General features: G+C 69.0%; 16 protein-coding genes. 12 read left to right on the top strand and 4 right to left on the bottom strand.

Annotation, left to right across the window (positions count from 1 at the left end; all coding sequences use genetic code 11):
- Positions 1-20: 20 nt before the first annotated feature.
- Positions 21-545, bottom strand: a complete 525-nt coding sequence (locus LX16_RS00310; protein WP_147131252.1) for a DM13 domain-containing protein — start codon at positions 543-545, stop codon at positions 21-23.
- 218 nt (positions 546-763) lie between these two features.
- Here LX16_RS00310 and rimO point away from each other — a divergent pair, with 218 nt between their 5' ends.
- From rimO to pspM, 6 genes are all read left to right on the top strand, one after another.
- The gene (rimO, locus tag LX16_RS00305) at positions 764-2,209 is read left to right on the top strand and encodes a 30S ribosomal protein S12 methylthiotransferase RimO (RefSeq protein ID WP_147131249.1); all 1,446 of its coding nucleotides are present in this window, start codon (positions 764-766) and stop codon (positions 2,207-2,209) included.
- Between the two features lies 1 nt (position 2,210).
- Positions 2,211-2,807, top strand: a complete 597-nt coding sequence (gene pgsA, locus LX16_RS00300; RefSeq protein WP_147131246.1) for a CDP-diacylglycerol--glycerol-3-phosphate 3-phosphatidyltransferase — start codon at positions 2,211-2,213, stop codon at positions 2,805-2,807.
- Complete coding sequence (locus LX16_RS00295; protein ID WP_147131243.1) at positions 2,804-3,289, top strand: CinA family protein; 486 nt, start codon at positions 2,804-2,806, stop codon at positions 3,287-3,289. The genes pgsA and LX16_RS00295 overlap by 4 nt, the downstream gene beginning before the upstream one ends.
- Positions 3,290-3,382: 93 nt before the next feature.
- The gene (locus tag LX16_RS27835; RefSeq protein WP_147131241.1) at positions 3,383-3,847 is read left to right on the top strand and encodes a helix-turn-helix domain-containing protein; all 465 of its coding nucleotides are present in this window, start codon (positions 3,383-3,385) and stop codon (positions 3,845-3,847) included.
- 83 nt (positions 3,848-3,930) lie between these two features.
- Positions 3,931-4,776 carry a PspA/IM30 family protein gene (locus LX16_RS00285; RefSeq protein ID WP_147131238.1) on the top strand — a complete coding sequence of 282 codons (846 nt, stop codon included), beginning with the start codon at positions 3,931-3,933 and terminating at the stop codon, positions 4,774-4,776.
- A gap of 14 nt (positions 4,777-4,790) precedes the next feature.
- Positions 4,791-5,591, top strand: a complete 801-nt coding sequence (pspM, locus tag LX16_RS00280) for a phage shock envelope stress response protein PspM (RefSeq protein ID WP_147131235.1) — start codon at positions 4,791-4,793, stop codon at positions 5,589-5,591.
- A 334-nt stretch (positions 5,592-5,925) separates the two neighbouring features.
- Here pspM and LX16_RS00275 read toward each other — a convergent pair whose 3' ends face one another.
- Both LX16_RS00275 and LX16_RS00270 read right to left on the bottom strand, forming a co-directional pair.
- Positions 5,926-6,711 carry an SAM hydrolase/SAM-dependent halogenase family protein gene (locus LX16_RS00275; protein ID WP_147131232.1) on the bottom strand — a complete coding sequence of 262 codons (786 nt, stop codon included), beginning with the start codon at positions 6,709-6,711 and terminating at the stop codon, positions 5,926-5,928.
- Between the two features lie 23 nt (positions 6,712-6,734).
- Positions 6,735-7,592 (bottom strand): GNAT family N-acetyltransferase, encoded by an 858-nt coding sequence (locus tag LX16_RS00270; protein ID WP_147131228.1) that lies wholly within the window; start codon positions 7,590-7,592, stop codon positions 6,735-6,737.
- A gap of 70 nt (positions 7,593-7,662) precedes the next feature.
- Here LX16_RS00270 and LX16_RS00265 point away from each other — a divergent pair, with 70 nt between their 5' ends.
- The 6 genes from LX16_RS00265 to LX16_RS00240 all read left to right on the top strand — a co-directional run bounded on the left by LX16_RS00265 (position 7,663) and on the right by LX16_RS00240 (position 13,976).
- The gene (locus LX16_RS00265) at positions 7,663-8,634 is read left to right on the top strand and encodes an aminoglycoside phosphotransferase family protein (protein ID WP_147131225.1); all 972 of its coding nucleotides are present in this window, start codon (positions 7,663-7,665) and stop codon (positions 8,632-8,634) included.
- Positions 8,635-8,653: 19 nt separating this feature from the next.
- Entirely contained in the window at positions 8,654-9,274 is a 621-nt protein-coding gene (locus LX16_RS00260) for an LPXTG cell wall anchor domain-containing protein (RefSeq protein WP_147131222.1), read from the top strand.
- Positions 9,275-9,640: 366 nt separating this feature from the next.
- Positions 9,641-10,315 (top strand): hypothetical protein, encoded by a 675-nt coding sequence (locus tag LX16_RS00255; protein ID WP_147131219.1) that lies wholly within the window; start codon positions 9,641-9,643, stop codon positions 10,313-10,315.
- Complete coding sequence (locus LX16_RS00250) at positions 10,308-10,721, top strand: hypothetical protein (RefSeq protein WP_147131214.1); 414 nt, start codon at positions 10,308-10,310, stop codon at positions 10,719-10,721. Before LX16_RS00255 ends, LX16_RS00250 begins: the two co-directional genes overlap by 8 nt.
- A 516-nt stretch (positions 10,722-11,237) precedes the next feature.
- Positions 11,238-11,645 (top strand): hypothetical protein, encoded by a 408-nt coding sequence (locus LX16_RS00245; RefSeq protein ID WP_147131211.1) that lies wholly within the window; start codon positions 11,238-11,240, stop codon positions 11,643-11,645.
- A gap of 966 nt (positions 11,646-12,611) precedes the next feature.
- Positions 12,612-13,976: a dihydrolipoyl dehydrogenase family protein gene (locus LX16_RS00240; protein WP_147131209.1), complete on the top strand. Its 1,365-nt coding sequence runs from the start codon at positions 12,612-12,614 to the stop codon at positions 13,974-13,976.
- A 67-nt stretch (positions 13,977-14,043) separates the two neighbouring features.
- Here LX16_RS00240 and LX16_RS00235 read toward each other — a convergent pair whose 3' ends face one another.
- Complete coding sequence (locus LX16_RS00235) at positions 14,044-14,844, bottom strand: helix-turn-helix domain-containing protein (protein ID WP_147131206.1); 801 nt, start codon at positions 14,842-14,844, stop codon at positions 14,044-14,046.
- Positions 14,845-14,896 lie beyond the last annotated feature (52 nt).

Here is a 14,896-nt window from a genome sequence, read left to right as displayed (position 1 = left end):
GGGCCGGGTGACCGCGTGGGTCACTCCAACGCCGCCGCGCCGAACGAGACCGCGAACCGGGCGCACCAGATCGAGACGCTGTCGACCTTGTCGAGGTCGACGTCGGCGGGGACCTCGTAGACCTGGTCGCCGAGGTTGCCCTTCAACGGGGCCAACTCCACGTGATAGCCGTCGTCGAAGACGAACCACTCGTCCGGGTCGACGGCCTGATCGGTCAACCACACCCGCAGGTCCGGGCCGTTCGACGTCTCCAATCCCGCGATCGCCAGCACCACCGAGCCGTCGGGCTGTCGCACCAGCTCGGCGCGGCCGGCGGTGGGGTGTTCTTGGCTCACGAACTCGCCCGCCGCCAACAGGACCGGCTCGGGATCCGGCCGCGCCGATGCCGACTCCGTCTCCTGTGGAGACTCGGCGACGGTGTCCGGCAGCTGCTCGTCCACCCGTTGATCGATCCACAGCCGCCACGGTTGGAACCAGTACAGGGCCGCGGCGGCCACCACCACGACGGCCACCCACGTGATCGGAGAACGTAGAAATTTCCGCATCCATCGATTCTCCGTCACGCGCACCCCTCGTGGGGACGCCGGCGCGCGCGTCCGTACGGCTCCGGCCACGTGCCCGGGTGACCCCGGGGCCGCGTTCGCGCTGTGCCCGGTGACCCCGGGGCCGTGTTCCCACTGCGCCCGGGTGACCCCGGGCACAGTGAGTGCACCACGGGGCTACGAGCTGTCGCGTGTGAAGCGGCGATGGGTAGGCTCATAGCGTGTCTGAAGCGCCAACCTCCCTGCCCAAACGCCGTGTCGCCGTCCTCACCCTCGGCTGCGCGCGCAACGAGGTCGACTCCGAAGAGCTCGCCGCCCGCCTCGCCCACGGCGGATGGGAGGTCACCGACGACGGAGAGGCCGCCGACGTCGTGATGGTGAACACCTGCGGCTTCATCGAAACCGCCAAACAGGACTCCATCGACACGCTGCTGGCCGCCGCCGACACCGGCGCCAAGGTCGTCGCCACCGGCTGCCTCGCCGAACGCTACGGAACCCAACTGGCCGACAGCCTCCCCGAGGCCGACGCCGTACTGGGCTTCGACCACTACCCCGACATCGCCGCCCGGCTCGACGCCGTCGCGCGCGGCGAGAACATCACCTCGCACACGCCGCAGGACCGCCGGAAACTGCTCCCGATCAGCCCGGCGGCACGCAAGCCGTCGGCCGCCGTCATCCCCGGCCACGCCGCCGCACCCGCCGAATCCACGGAGGGACTGCCCGCCCACCTGACGGTCATGCGCCGCAGGCTCAGCACCGGCCCCGTCGCCAACGTCAAGATCGCCAGCGGTTGCGACCGGCGCTGCGCGTTCTGCGCCATCCCCACCTTCCGGGGAGCGTTCGTGTCCCGGCCGCCCGAGGAGATCATCGCCGAGGTCCGGTGGCTCGCCACCCAGGGCGTCCGGGAGATCACCCTGGTCAGCGAGAACACCACCTCCTACGGCAAGGACCTGTCGGACCCGTCCGCGCTCGAACGGCTCACCCGCGAACTCGCCGCCGTCGACGGGATCGTCCGGGTCCGGTTGTCGTACCTGCAACCGGCGGAACTGCGACCGGCCCTCATCGAGACCATCGCCACCACCCCCGGCGTCGCCCCCTACTTCGACCTGTCGTTCCAGCACTCCAGCCGCGACCTGCTGCGCCGGATGCGGCGATTCGGCTCCACCGAGGGCTTCCTGGACCTGCTCGACACCGTCCGCGGCCTCGCCCCGCAGGCCGGCGCCCGCACCAACGTCATCGTCGGGTTCCCCGGTGAGACCGAGACAGACGTCGCCGAACTGGAGAGGTTCCTCACCCACGCCCGGCTCGACGCCATCGGCGTGTTCGCGTACTCCGACGAGGAGGGCACCGAGGGCGCCGAGCTCGACGGCCACGTCGATCCCGACGTCATCACCGCCCGCTACGAACACTTCAGCTCGCTCGCCGACGAACTGTGCGACCAGCGCGCCGCGGAACGCATCGGGGAGACCGTGACCGTGCTGATCGACACCGTCGACGACGACGGCGTGGACGGCCGCGCCGCCCACCAGGCGCCCGAGGTCGACGGCAGCACCGCCGTCATCGGCGACGTCGACGGCCTCACCCCGGGCGACCTGGTGACCGCGACCGTCGTCGACAGCAACGGCGTGGACCTGGTCGCCGAACTCGTCTCCGTCGAAGGCCGCTGAGGTGCCCCACGAGGTCTCCGCCGACGCCCGGCGCACCCCCTCCGTCTACAACGTCGCCAACGCGTTGACGTTGCTGCGCCTGCTGCTCATCCCCGTCTTCGCGTGGTGCGTCGTCGAATCCGCCTTCGTCTCCCAGACGTGGCGCATGGCCGCCGCCGGGGTGTTCGCGCTCGCGTCCGCGACCGACGTCGTGGACGGCTGGCTCGCCCGCCGCCACGGCCTGGTCACCGCGTTCGGCAAGGTCGCCGACCCCATCGCCGACAAGGCCCTCACCGGGACCGCCCTCATCCTGCTGTCCCTGGCCGGACAGGTCCCCTGGTGGGCGACCGCGCTCATCCTGTTCCGTGAGATCGGCGTCACCGTCCTGCGGTTCTGGGTCATCCGATTCGGGGTGATCGCGGCCAGCCACGGCGGCAAACTGAAGACGGCACTACAGGTCGCCGCCATCTTCTGGTACCTGTGGCCGTGGCCGGCGCCCGTCGCCGACGCCGCCCCCTGGCTCATGGGTGCCGCGGTCCTGGCGACCGTCGTCACGGGCGCCGAATACGTCATACAGGTGATCCGCATTCGTCACCGGGGTGATCGGAGAAGCGATTGAACACCACACCCGCCGCCGACGTCGTCACCAGGCTCCGCGACGACGACCGCAGCCTCGCCGTCGCCGAATCCCTCACCGGGGGACTGCTGGCCGCGTCACTGGTGGAGGTACCGGGCTCTTCGGCCGTGTTCACCGCCGGAGTCGTCGCCTACACCCCGCACATGAAGACCAGGCTCCTCGACGTCCCCGCCGCACTCATCGACACCCACGGTGTCGTGTCCGCCGAGGTCGCCGCGGCACTCGCCGTCGGCGCGCGACGACGCGGCGAGGCCGACTGGGGCATCGGCACCACCGGAGCCGCCGGACCCGAACCACACGGCGGTCAACCCCCCGGCACGGTCTGGCTGGCGGTCGCCGGCCCCGACGGTGAACCCGTCGCCCGTGGCCACCACCTTCCCGGTGACCGTGCGCAGGTGCGCAACGCCTCGGTGGAACTGGCGTTGCGGCTGCTCCTCGACGTCCTGGCGGCCGAGCGGAATTAGTCTCCGCCACCCGGAGTAATCTGGCCCTCGACCCGGTTGACATCTGTGTGCCCACCTTTCCACCGACCGGGCCAGACGAGACAGGAGATTGCGATGGTGCTGCTGCGTCGGATCATCGGTGAGACACTGCGGTCCCGGAGGCGGGCCCAGCGCCGCACGCTACGCGACGTCTCCGCGTCGGCCAACGTCAGCCTGGGCTACCTGTCCGAGATCGAACGCGGCCAGAAGGAGGCGTCCAGCGAACTGCTGTCCTCCATCTGCACCGCGCTCGACGTACCCTTGTCGGACGTGCTGGGGGAGGTGACGACCGAGGTCGCCAAGGAGGAACGGCAACGCGAGGCCGCCGCGCAGCTGTCGCCGGTGTCACTGCTGCAGTCCGTCTCCCACTTCGACGACCACCGCAAATCCGGGCAGGAGTCCCGGCCGGTCCGTAAACGCGCCGCCGCACCGGTGTCACCACCGGTCTCACTGGCGGCGGCCCGCGCGCGCAGGGTGCGCGGCGCAGGTGGACGCCCCACCCCCAAGGCGGGCGTGGCCGCCTTACGGCCCCCGGGCTGAGCCGGTGGGCGGGGATTGGGCAAGTATGGGCACGACACCTTAGACTCGATACCCACCGCCGCTAACACTGGAAGGATCGCGAGATGGCCAATCCCTTCGTCAAGGGTTGGAAATACATGATGGCGCTGTTCGGCGCCAAGATCGACGAGCACGCCGATCCCAAGATCCAGATCCAGCAGGCCATCGAAGAATCTCAGCGGCAGCATCAGGCGTTGGTGGGGCAGGCGGCGGCGGTCATCGGGAACCAGCGCCAGCTCGAGATGAAGTTGTCCCGCACCATGTCCGAGGTCGAGAAGCTGCAGGCCTCGGCCCGGCAGGCACTCGTCCTGGCCGACCGTGCCCGCGCTGAAGGCGATGAGAAGAAGGCCGGCGAGTACGAGAACTCCGCGCAGGCGTTCGCCGCGCAGCTCGTCTCCGCGGAGCAGTCGATGGAGGACCTCAAGACCCTCCACGACCAGGCCATCAACGCCGCCGAGCAGGCCCGCCAGGCGGTCGAGAACAACCAGATGATGCTGCAGCAGAAGCTCGCCGAGCGCACCAAGCTGCTCAGCCAGCTCGAACAGGCGAAGATGCAGGAGACCATCGCCTCCTCGCTGGAGTCGATGTCGTCGCTGGCCGCGCCCGGCAACGTGCCCAACATGGACGAGATCCGCGACAAGATCGAACGCCGCTACGCCACCGCCATGGGCCGCGCCGACCTCGCCAGCAACTCCATCGAGGGGCGGATGATGGAGGTCCAGAAGTCCACGATCGACATGGCCGGATCGTCCCGGTTGGAGCAGATCCGCGCCAGCCTCCAGGGTGAGAAACTCGGCGGCGCCGCCGAGAAGCCCGCCGTGGAGGCCGCCAAGTCGGACAGTGCGTCGGTCTCCCGACTCGACGAGATCCGCGCGAGCCTAGGAAAGGACAAGGACGCGGCCACCGGCTGAGTCCGCACCCCCTCATGATCAGGCTGCCCGGCGGCGGAGTACCCCAGCCGCTCAAACGACTACGGCGACGGCTCCGGGCCGCGCGCCGGTGGAGCGTGTGGGCGGGCCTGTTCGGAGGCACCGCCGCCGTGCTCGTCCCGTACCAGGGGCTCGGTCCACTCGACGCCGTCTGGGCGGGCCTGTTCGGCGGCAGTGCCGTCCTCGCGGCGTTCCGCTGGATCGACTACCGGCGGATGTCGGCGGCGATGCCCGGCGAGTCCGAACAGCTCGCCCTGCACGGCACGGCCGCCCTGTCGCTGGAGGCGCAGACCGTCGCCAACGAGCTCGCCCGCAAGGTACGCGGAAAACGGGAGTCGGCGCAGTTCAGGCGGTCCGCCGCCAACCCGGCGTTCACGCGGCTGGTCGCCGCGACCCGGGCGTTCGACGACCTCGCGCCCCGGCTCACCGGTCCCGCCGCCGACGTCCTGACCGACGTGCGCGGCGCGGCGACCTCGCTGAAGGATCTCGCCGAGCAGATACGCGGCTTGGAACGCTCGATCGCGGTCGCACCCGCCGACCGGCAGGCGTCGCTCGGTAGTGCGCACCAGGCACTACTGGAACGGCTCGAATCCGGTGTCACCTCGTACGAGGACATGGTCGGGGCGGCCGCCGAGGTCGTCGCCGAGCAGAGCGCCCTGTCGTCGCTGACGCATCCCGGTGGGGACCTCACCGGTAGCCGGTTGGCGGAGGCGACCGAACAGCTCAGGGGTTTCGCGTCGGCGGTCAGTGAGATGCGCGACTTCCACCGCCGACACCAGCCGCAACCGGAACTCTGAACCGCCCTTCGGTACCGCCGGGCGTCACGGGTGGTTCCCGGTCGTCAACCGGGCGCGGAACCCCGTCGTCATGCCCGGGTCCTCGCGTACCCCGATCCCGCGTGACGCGGGCCCCCTCCGCGGTTCCCGCGTCCACAACCGGAGGGTTATCCACAGCCCCGTCGTTTTCGGGATGCGCACCCCACCTCGCCGGCGATAGGCTCACGCCAGAGGGGAGGAGGCCGGTGGCCCTGCGATTCCCCTTCACCGGTGAGGCGAACTCCCTCGAACCGGGGCCACCCACCCGGCCCGGTGAGGGCGCACCGCCCGTCGGCACCACACCCGTCCGCCACGCTCACCGCGCGCGCAGGCTCAGGACGTCCCCGGCCCGGGCCTCCAGCTCCTCCGCGGCGGAACCGCCGTTGACGGCGATCGCGACCTTGCCCGCCGAGTCCACGAGCACCACCACGGCACCCGGGTCCGCCGCCGCGAACATGTCACCCCGCACCGCCGACCTGCCCGCGATCTCGAAACCCTCCCCGAAACCGTCGAGGGTACGCCCGTCGGCCGCCAGTTGCAGGTTCCCGAACCGATCCACCGACATGACCTCCGCGACGATCTCGCCGTCGGTGACGGTGACCTTGGGGTCGGGCAGTCTCACCAGGTCGTTCGGCTTCACCGGTTCCCCGAGGTCGGCGGGCGCGACGCCCGACGACAGCACCGCCGCGGCGGGAGCGAAGATGTCCCGCCCGTGGAAGGTGTGCGAGACGGGGTGCCGGTGGAACCGGGTGTCGGTGAGCGTCACCGCGCGTTGTACCCCGCCCAACGCCTCGGCCGCCCACATCAACAGGCCGTTGTCGGGACCGACGAGTATGCCGAACCCGGCTTCGATCGCGACCGGGAACCGGGTCGTACCCACTCCCGGGTCGACCACCGCCATGTGGACGCCGCGAGGCAGGAACGGGACCGTCTGCGCCAGCACCAGTGCGCCCCGCCGGATGTCTCCCGGCGGCACCAGGTGGCTCACGTCGATGACGCGGGTGTCGGGCGCCCACTGCGCGATGACGCCGTGGCACGCCGCGACGAAGCCGTCGGCCAGACCGTAGTCGGTGGTGAGGCTGACGATCGGATAAGTCGGCATGGGGTCAGCCTGCCATGAAAGCCTCAGCCGGTGAGCGCCTTGAACCTGAATTCCACAGTGGCGCGGTATCCCAGTCGCCGGTAGAGGCCCGTGGCGACCTCGTTGGTGGCGAACACGTTGAGCTTCACCCCGTCACGGCCGTGTACGGCGGCCCGCCACCGCGCCAGCGCCATCGTCTCCTTGCCCAGCCCGGTGCCGCGACGGTCGGGCGTCACCTCGATGTCGAAGATGAAGGTGTGGCCGTCCGGGGCGTCGTGGAACAACCACAGGTGCGCGACCACGTCGTCGCCCTGCCGGACCATCCACAGTTCGTGTCCCTCGGTGGCGAGGCCGTCCGGTAGGAGCTGCGCGAAGACCTGCTTCGCGCGGTCGGTGGCCTCCTCGGGCGTGAAGCCCTGGGATTCGGCCGTCACCTCGGCGAAACCCGTCACCGAATGCGCGAGCCACGGGCCGTACTCGGCCTCCGTCATGGGGTCCGCGCGGATCGCGGTCGGCTCGACCGCGTCGCCCACCGGTATCACCATGTGCCGCGACACCACCTGGTAGTCCCGGAACAACGCCAGGTGAGCCGGGTCGTCGGGGACGCACGCCACCGACAGTCGGGGGGCCCCGTGTCCGGACGCCCACCGCTCGGCCTCCGCGACCGCCGCCGCGCCCAGCCCGGACCGGCGGTGTTCGGGCCGGATCCAGAGGTCGTCCAGGACCGCCACCGGCCGGTCGAACTCCGTGCCGGTCCTGATCGCCAGCACACCCACCTCGGTGTCGCCGTGCCGCAGACCGAACCGTTCGATGACGGCCGTGCCGCGGGGCGGCGTGGCAGGCGTGGCGCGGTCGGCTTCCCGCGTGGCGAGGAGCGTGTCGGAGGGGGCGGTGAGGCGCATGCCGCCACGCTAGCCGCCGCCCGGGGCCATCGGGTTGCCGGGCCGGTTCACCGGTCGGCAGAATGACCGGATGTCGTTGGTTCCCGCCGAAGTCGCCAGGATCGTCCGCCGTATCTTCGCCGAACGCGGACACGCGTGGCTCGACGACCTGCCGCGCCTGGTGGAGGACCGCTGCCGGGAATGGCGGCTGGAGGTCACCGGCCCGGCCTTCACCGGCGGTACGCATTCCTATGTGGCACCGGTGAACCGTGCCGACGGGACGGCCGCCGTCCTGAAGGTCCCCGTCGTCGACGAGTGGAACGTCGCCGAACCCACCGCGCTGTACCATTACGGGGGCGAGGGGGCGGTCCTGTTGTACGAGTACGACGCCGACAGCGGCGCCATGCTGCTGGAACGTGCCGACCCCGGCGAGCCGCTGGTGTCCCAGGAGCACGTCGCCACCGCCCACCGCGAGGGACTGCCCGAGCACGCCGGCGACGTCGAGTTCGCGGCGCGGCTGTACCGCCGGTTGTGGCGCGTACCGGGTCCCGCGCCCGCCGACCTCCCCCCGATCCCCACCGTGGTGGACCAGGCTGCGGACTGGGCCGAGCTGTTCGCCGGATACCGGGGAGACGACATCCCCGCACCGATGCTGCGGGAGGCGGAACGGCTGTGCCGGGTCCTCACCGTGCCCGACGGTCCCGTCGGAGTGGCCAACATGGACAACCACCTCGGCAACATAGTGTCCGCGCGGCGTGAGCCGTGGCTGCTCATCGACCCGAAACCGAAGCTCGGCGAGCGCGCCTTCGACGCCGGATACCTGCTGCGGATCCAACTGGAGACGACACCGACAGAGGTATCGGCGGTCGAGTACACGATCCGAACCGCGGAATGGCTGGAGGTGGATCCCCGTCGCGCACACGCGTGGGCGTTCGTGAGATCCATGGAGGACCTCTACTGGGGACTCGACGAGGACGACGCCGACTTCGTCCGCAACATGTCGGCCGTCGCGGAGGTCCTGTTCGCCACGGCCGATCGGATCCCGGGTAAACCCGTAGTGTAACCGTCACTAGACTGTCGCCATGGCGGATCGGAACATCACCTCGATGGCCACGGCCCTCGTCGTCGCCGCCGCGGTCGCCGTGCCCGCGCCGGCATACGCGGACCAGCCGACCGGTTGGATGGTCAACCGCGCCACCGGGCAGTGTGCCGCGCCCCGGTCCGGAGACGTCGTCGTGGAGTCGGCGGACTGTGGCGTGGACACCGGGCATTGGCGTTTCACCGAGTACGGGGCCGTCGCCGACGCCACCGGGCGCACGGCGCTCACCGTGGACCGCGCCGACGCGGGAGCACCGGTCACAGTGGGCGGCGACACCGAATCGGTCACCGTGTGGCGGCACGAACCCGGTACCGGCCAATGGCATCCGCAGGGGCATCCTGAACTGGCCGTCGCAGCGGAACCCGAACTGGTGTTGCGGCCGTGGAGTGGCGCGCCCGAGCAGCGTTGGGACCTGCGCACCGAATCCGACATCGCCGGAGCGGCGGCCACCGGCTCGCCCTCGACCACGGAACGGTTGCCCACCACCGGAACCAGCACGACGACCGCCGTGGCCGTCGGCGCCGCCGCCGCGCTCACCGGCGCGTTCATCCTCATCGCTCTCCGCGCCCGCCGCCGACTGCTGCAGGGCTCCACGCACTGGTGAGCACTTCGGCCCGGATCGTCACAACGGAGGGTGCCGGCTTCGGTCGTGACGGCGCGGTGTTCCCACCGGGGCGGTGCCTGGGCGCGGTGACGGCGCGAACGGTGCCGGTTCCTCCGCCGCCAAGGCCGCCGCACATCCGCGGGTGACGGTGACATACCTCACGGTATCGGGACATGGCGAATCGCCGGTGAGTCCGATTGTCCCGTTCCGTAACGGAATGCCGCCCCGCTATGTCCGATTAGGCCGGATTGCAGTCGCCCGGTGACAATGGGTTGTGCCCGGCATCGAAATCGTTTACATTCTCTACCGACACGGATCTCCCGGCACGAGGCCCACATCTCCCATGCCCCCACACGTGCGCGTCACGTGCCGGAGAAGACAGGAACCGGCCATGCCGACATCCCGATTCCTTGCGGCGCTGGAGGGCTTATGCGTGTAGGCGATGGGGTTGTGGGCGACCGTGGCGATGTGCGTGACGAGGCGTCGGAGGACCGGGTGGATCCGCGGTTCGAGGTCGGTGGTCATCGCCGGTTCCGGTTCGGTTCTGTGGTGGACGATCCGGACTCCTGGGTCGTTGAGGACGATCCCTTCGACGCGGGGCGCCCACCGGGCCTGCTCGGACTTCCGGGTTTCCTCCTTCGCTGGTCCTCGATGTACGCGGTGATCACCGTCGTCGCGTTCGCCATCGGCCTGGAGTTGACGCGGATCTCCCGTGACCTCTCGGGTAGCACCATCTCGGCTGAGGAGCTGTGGAATCTGCTGCTCGCGGTCCTGCTCTATCTCGTGACACCGATGATGGTGGGTGCGATCCTCCCGTTGAGCCTCACTTACACGTTCACCCGTTTCGTGCCGCTCTCGGTGTGGACGGTGATCATCATGGTCGGGTTCATCGCACTCGGTAGCGGGTTGCAACTCTTCTTCCTGGCGTTCACGTCCTGGTACGCCTTGATCGCCGTGTCGGCCGGGAACCTGCTCTTTGCGGTCGCGTTGCCGGTAGTCGAGCGGCGGCGAGCCCTCCGACGGCGAGGTCGATTTGAGTGACAAGCTGGCTGTTATAGCAGTCTTTGGCATGATGGTACTTGCAATCTGGGTGGTCGTCATTCCGCATCACTGGCGTGGAGATAGAAAAGGGCTCCTTACCGACGAGGTGATTGAGCGGCGGATGTTCGGAGGAGGTGGTATTGCTCGAGGAATTGTTCGTTCGACCGTAGGAATGACGTTCGCAGCTTCGATGATACTGTTCACGGCCGCCGTCGGCATTGTTGTGGAGTCGCTGCTCCACGGAAAGTGGCTCGACATCGCCCGACTGATGATCGTTGGTGCGCTTTGTATCAGTGCTCTGATGTTCGTCCTGCTCCCAATCCTCATCACCCTTTTCAACCGCCCACGCTTTTTGATCCCACCACGGTTTCGGGGACAGGCGGGGATAATGAATCGGCGAACATGACTACTGGCAGCGACTCTTTCCGGGTCTGGTTGTTGGCTCGCATATGTGGCGGCCAGCGATTTCGGTGACACGGCGAGGCATTGGGTAGGCAGAGGTTCATTGCGTTGCGGGGATGGCATACGCCCTCACATGCTGAGCGAACTGGTCTTGTCGGAGCGTGCCTTTCAGGGGGCCGTGGTTGCTTCGGCAATGGGCGGTTCCGTCTCACCCAAGGGGCGTGTGCAACGAGAACCAGGGCGGGACGAAGCGTGGTGGGAGGCGATCGTGGCGGGCCTCGACGGTTGAACGCCGTGGCCGGAATTGTGCCGTCGCGCTGCGAACGCCACTTCTTGCACTGATACGCCGGGAACGCACCGATCCGGTCGGCATTGAACCACCACGGTATCGCGGCTCGGGCGGCGAACAGTTCGTAGGGCGGCGTCTGTGTCCGTTGCTCTGGCTGGAGTCATCATGGAGTTTCGGTCTTCGGCGCCCGGATGACGCCGGCGAAGTCATGAACGAATGGTGAGCGGTTCTATGGTCAAGACGATTCTCATCATCGCGGGGATGGCGGCATTTGTCGCGTTGCTCTGGCTCGTCGTGGTCCCGCAACACTGGAGAGGGCGGGCTGAGGCGGTTCGGAATGACAGGATGAGCGCAGAGATGATCCTCGGCCGAGGTCGCGCCTCGGCGGGGCTGGCCCGATCGGGTGTGGCTTTCGTCGTCGCTGCGAGTCTCATCATCCTGGGAGCCGCAGGTGTTCTCCTCTTTCAGAACATCGTTGTAGAGAACGCGATCGGCAGATCGGTATCGTTCGTCATCTTCGGGTTCGGTGTGGTGCTCCTCTTCGTGCTTCCGGCGGCGATCGTGGTGTTCAATCGTCCGAAGTTCTTGATCGCCCCGCACTACCGTCGCCATTCAGGACTGTGGCGGAAGCGGAAATGACGAACCGGCTTTGTCGCGAATCTGAGGCCGGGGCGGGTTCGGTGGCTTACCGAACCCGAATCCTGTGGTGTCGTGACGGCTACTCCTGGCGGCAGAGGTGGCGTGGATGAAGTCGCGGTGATGGGAAGCGGCCGTCGAGTACGTCTGCGATGAACTTGGCGATGCCGCTCGCGACCGTGGGCGGGCAGAGGCCGGTGCTCGGGCAGGAGATGGCGGCGATGGCACCGGACGCGGTGCGGAATCCTGCGGTTGTCGGTCTTGGGCTACCGCAACCGGTGGAGGCCACGGGTGCGCCTGCGGTGTGGTGTCTGGCGCGGGCGGCGGTCCGCCGCGGAAGGGGGTTCGGGGCCTCGGGCGGCCGAACGTGCGGTGGGGGAGCGGTATTCGCGCATTAATCGACGGCACATGCATTTTGTAGTAGCGTGGTTATTACGCGACTCTCGCGGTTGAACACATTCGGGAATGAAATGTGTGACATATCGCCGCCGATGATGTGCGTTTCGGCCGGAATGCCGTGCATTCCCTGCGGCGTGACGATTCGGAATGTGCCAAATCGAGTGTCCGGTTCCTGACAGTTGCGCAGTGGAGTCGTCGCTGATCAACCGCTTGCCGTGGGGGCTTCGTATCGCCCCGTCAGCGCTCCTCGATCCCGGCCTGGCAGGTCACCCGCATCGGGCGTCTGGATCGTCGCCCCGTCCCGGGCATCGGCCGCGCGGGCGAAACCCCTGGTTTACCAACCGAAACGACCGTTCCCCGCGGTCCTGCGGGATGTGTTCCGGCGACCGCCCGAACCGCTATTCGATAAATGGCGGCGCCTTCTCCGACCGGCCTCTAAGGACGGACGATTCACCGTATCCGGGCACTCCGCCGCGACACCGACTTGTCGGACTTCACCACGTGATTACGGTAGCGTCGGAAGTCAGCGATCGCACCAGTGTTCACAACGATTCGAGAGGGACGTTCGCCGTGACCGAGGAAGTCGATGTCGTCGTGGTGGGGCTCGGGGTCGGCGGTGAGGAGGTCGCCGGGCGGTTGGCCGGCGCCGGCCTCGATGTCGTGGGCGTCGAGGGGAAACTGGTGGGAGGCGAATGCCCGTACTGGGCGTGCATCCCCAGCAAGATGATGATCCGGGCCGCCGACCTGCTCGCCGAGACCGCCAGGGTCGACGGGATGGCCGGGCGCGCCCACGCGATCCCGGACTGGACTCCGGTCGCCCGCCGCATCCGCGACGAGGCCACCGACAACTGGGACGACACCGTCGCCGTCAAACGGTTCACCGACAAGGGCGGGAGATTCGTGCGCGGGTGGGCCACGCTCACCAGCCCCAACGAGGTGACGGTGGGCGACCAGGTGTACCGGGCGCGCAGGGGCGTGGTGTTCGGTACCGGATCGGCACCGGTGATACCGCCGATCGACGGCCTCGCCGACACTCCCTACTGGACGAATCGGGAACTGGTCGAGGCCGACACGCTGCCGGATTCGCTCCTGGTGTTGGGCGGCGGGGCCATCGGCCTCGAACTGGCCCAGGCGTGGAACCGTTTCGGCGTGGAGGTCAACGTCATCGAGGCCTCCGACCGCATCATGTCCAACGAGGAACCGGAGTCCTCGGCCCTGGTGCAGGACGTCCTGGCCGCCGACGGCGTCCACGTCCACACGGGTGCGAAGGCCACCGCGGTGTCCCACGGCGAGGGCCGGTTCACCGTCACGATCGAGGACGGCCGCAGGCTGATCGGTGAGGCGCTGCTGGTCAGCGTCGGCCGGAAGGCCAAGCTCGGTCCGCTCGGCGTCGACAAGGCGGGGCTCGACCCGTCGGCGTCGTCGATTCCGGTCGACGAGTGGATGCGCGCGGGCGACGGTCTGTGGGCGGTCGGGGACGTCACCGGGCGCGGCGCGTTCACACACGTCGCGATGTACCAGGCCGACATCGCGGTACGTGACATCCTCGGGCAGGGCGGCCCGTCGGCCGACTACCGGGCGTTGCCCCGTGTCACCTTCACCGACCCCGAGGTGGGTTCGGTCGGCATGACCGAGGCGCAGGCCCACGCCGCCGACATCCGGGTGAGGACCGGTACGGCCAGGGTCCCCGAGACGTCGCGCGGCTGGATCCACAAGGCGGGCAACGCCGGCCTGATCAAACTGGTCGCCGACGCGGACGCGGGAGTGCTGGTGGGGGCGACCTCCGTCGGGCCCTGCGGCGGTGAGGTGTTGTCGATGCTGACGTTGGCGGTCAAGGCGAAGGTCCCGATCGACACACTCCGCGACATGATCTACGCCTACCCCACGTTCCACAGGGGAGTGCTCGACGCCGTGCACGACCTCGACGCCGACTGACCCGGCGAGCGTGGGTGCCGAGACCCGGTACCCGGCACCCACGCGCTCCGCCCGGCACCGGCCCCGTTCACCCGGGTTCGCCGACCCACCGGGCGTACTCGGTGGGGGACATGCCCGTCGTCTGTTGGAAATCCCTGGCCAGGTGCGCCTGATCGGAGTACCCCAGCGCCGCCGCCAGCCGCGCCCAGTTCGTCCCGGTGGTGGCCTGCGTGATCGCCTCGTGGATCCGGTACCGCCGGATCACCCACTTGGGATTCACCCCGATGTACTCCCCGAACAGCCGCTGGAGCGCGCGTTCCGACATGTCGGCGACCTCCGCGAGCCGATCCACCCGCAGTAGTGTCCGGTCGGTCCTGACCAGGTTCGCCAACCGCATCGCCAGCAGGTTCGCCGGTTCGGGTTCCCGGTGACGCCGCACGAGGTACTCGGTGGCGGCCGCGACGCGGGCGTCGTCGTCGGTGCCGTGGCGCAGTATCTCCTCGTACTCCCGGTCCACCGGTCCCAGCACCTCGGCGACGGGCACCGCCTCGTCGGTGAAGTCCGACACCGGCCGGTCGACGAAGGGCCGGAAACCGCCCGGCCGGAACTGCACACCGAACACCCGGCCACGGCCGAGGAGTTTCACCGACGACAGCCGGTGCTCCACGCCGTGAACCAGCGCGGGGGCGTCGTTCATCCAGGCCAGGTTGACGCACGGATGCGGCACCACGTGCTGCTCGTGGGGCGCGGCGAGATCCCAGTCGATCAGCCAGAAGTGTTCGACGAGCACGTCCAGCGGCCCGGTCGCCGGAAACCGGCGGAACCGCACCTTGTCACGTAGCCGAGCCGCCGCCAGGATGCCCCGGTCGTCCTTCCTGGGATGCCTCACCGGCCGATGATAGGACCCGCCGGTGACGGTTTTCTTCAAGAGGCGTGCCGCG

It is taken from the genome of Stackebrandtia albiflava (genome assembly GCF_007994225.1).
Lineage (GTDB): Bacteria > Actinomycetota > Actinomycetes > Mycobacteriales > Micromonosporaceae > Stackebrandtia > Stackebrandtia albiflava.
Note: the sequence above shows the minus strand (reverse complement) of the source record. Positions and strands in the feature narration are given on the sequence as shown.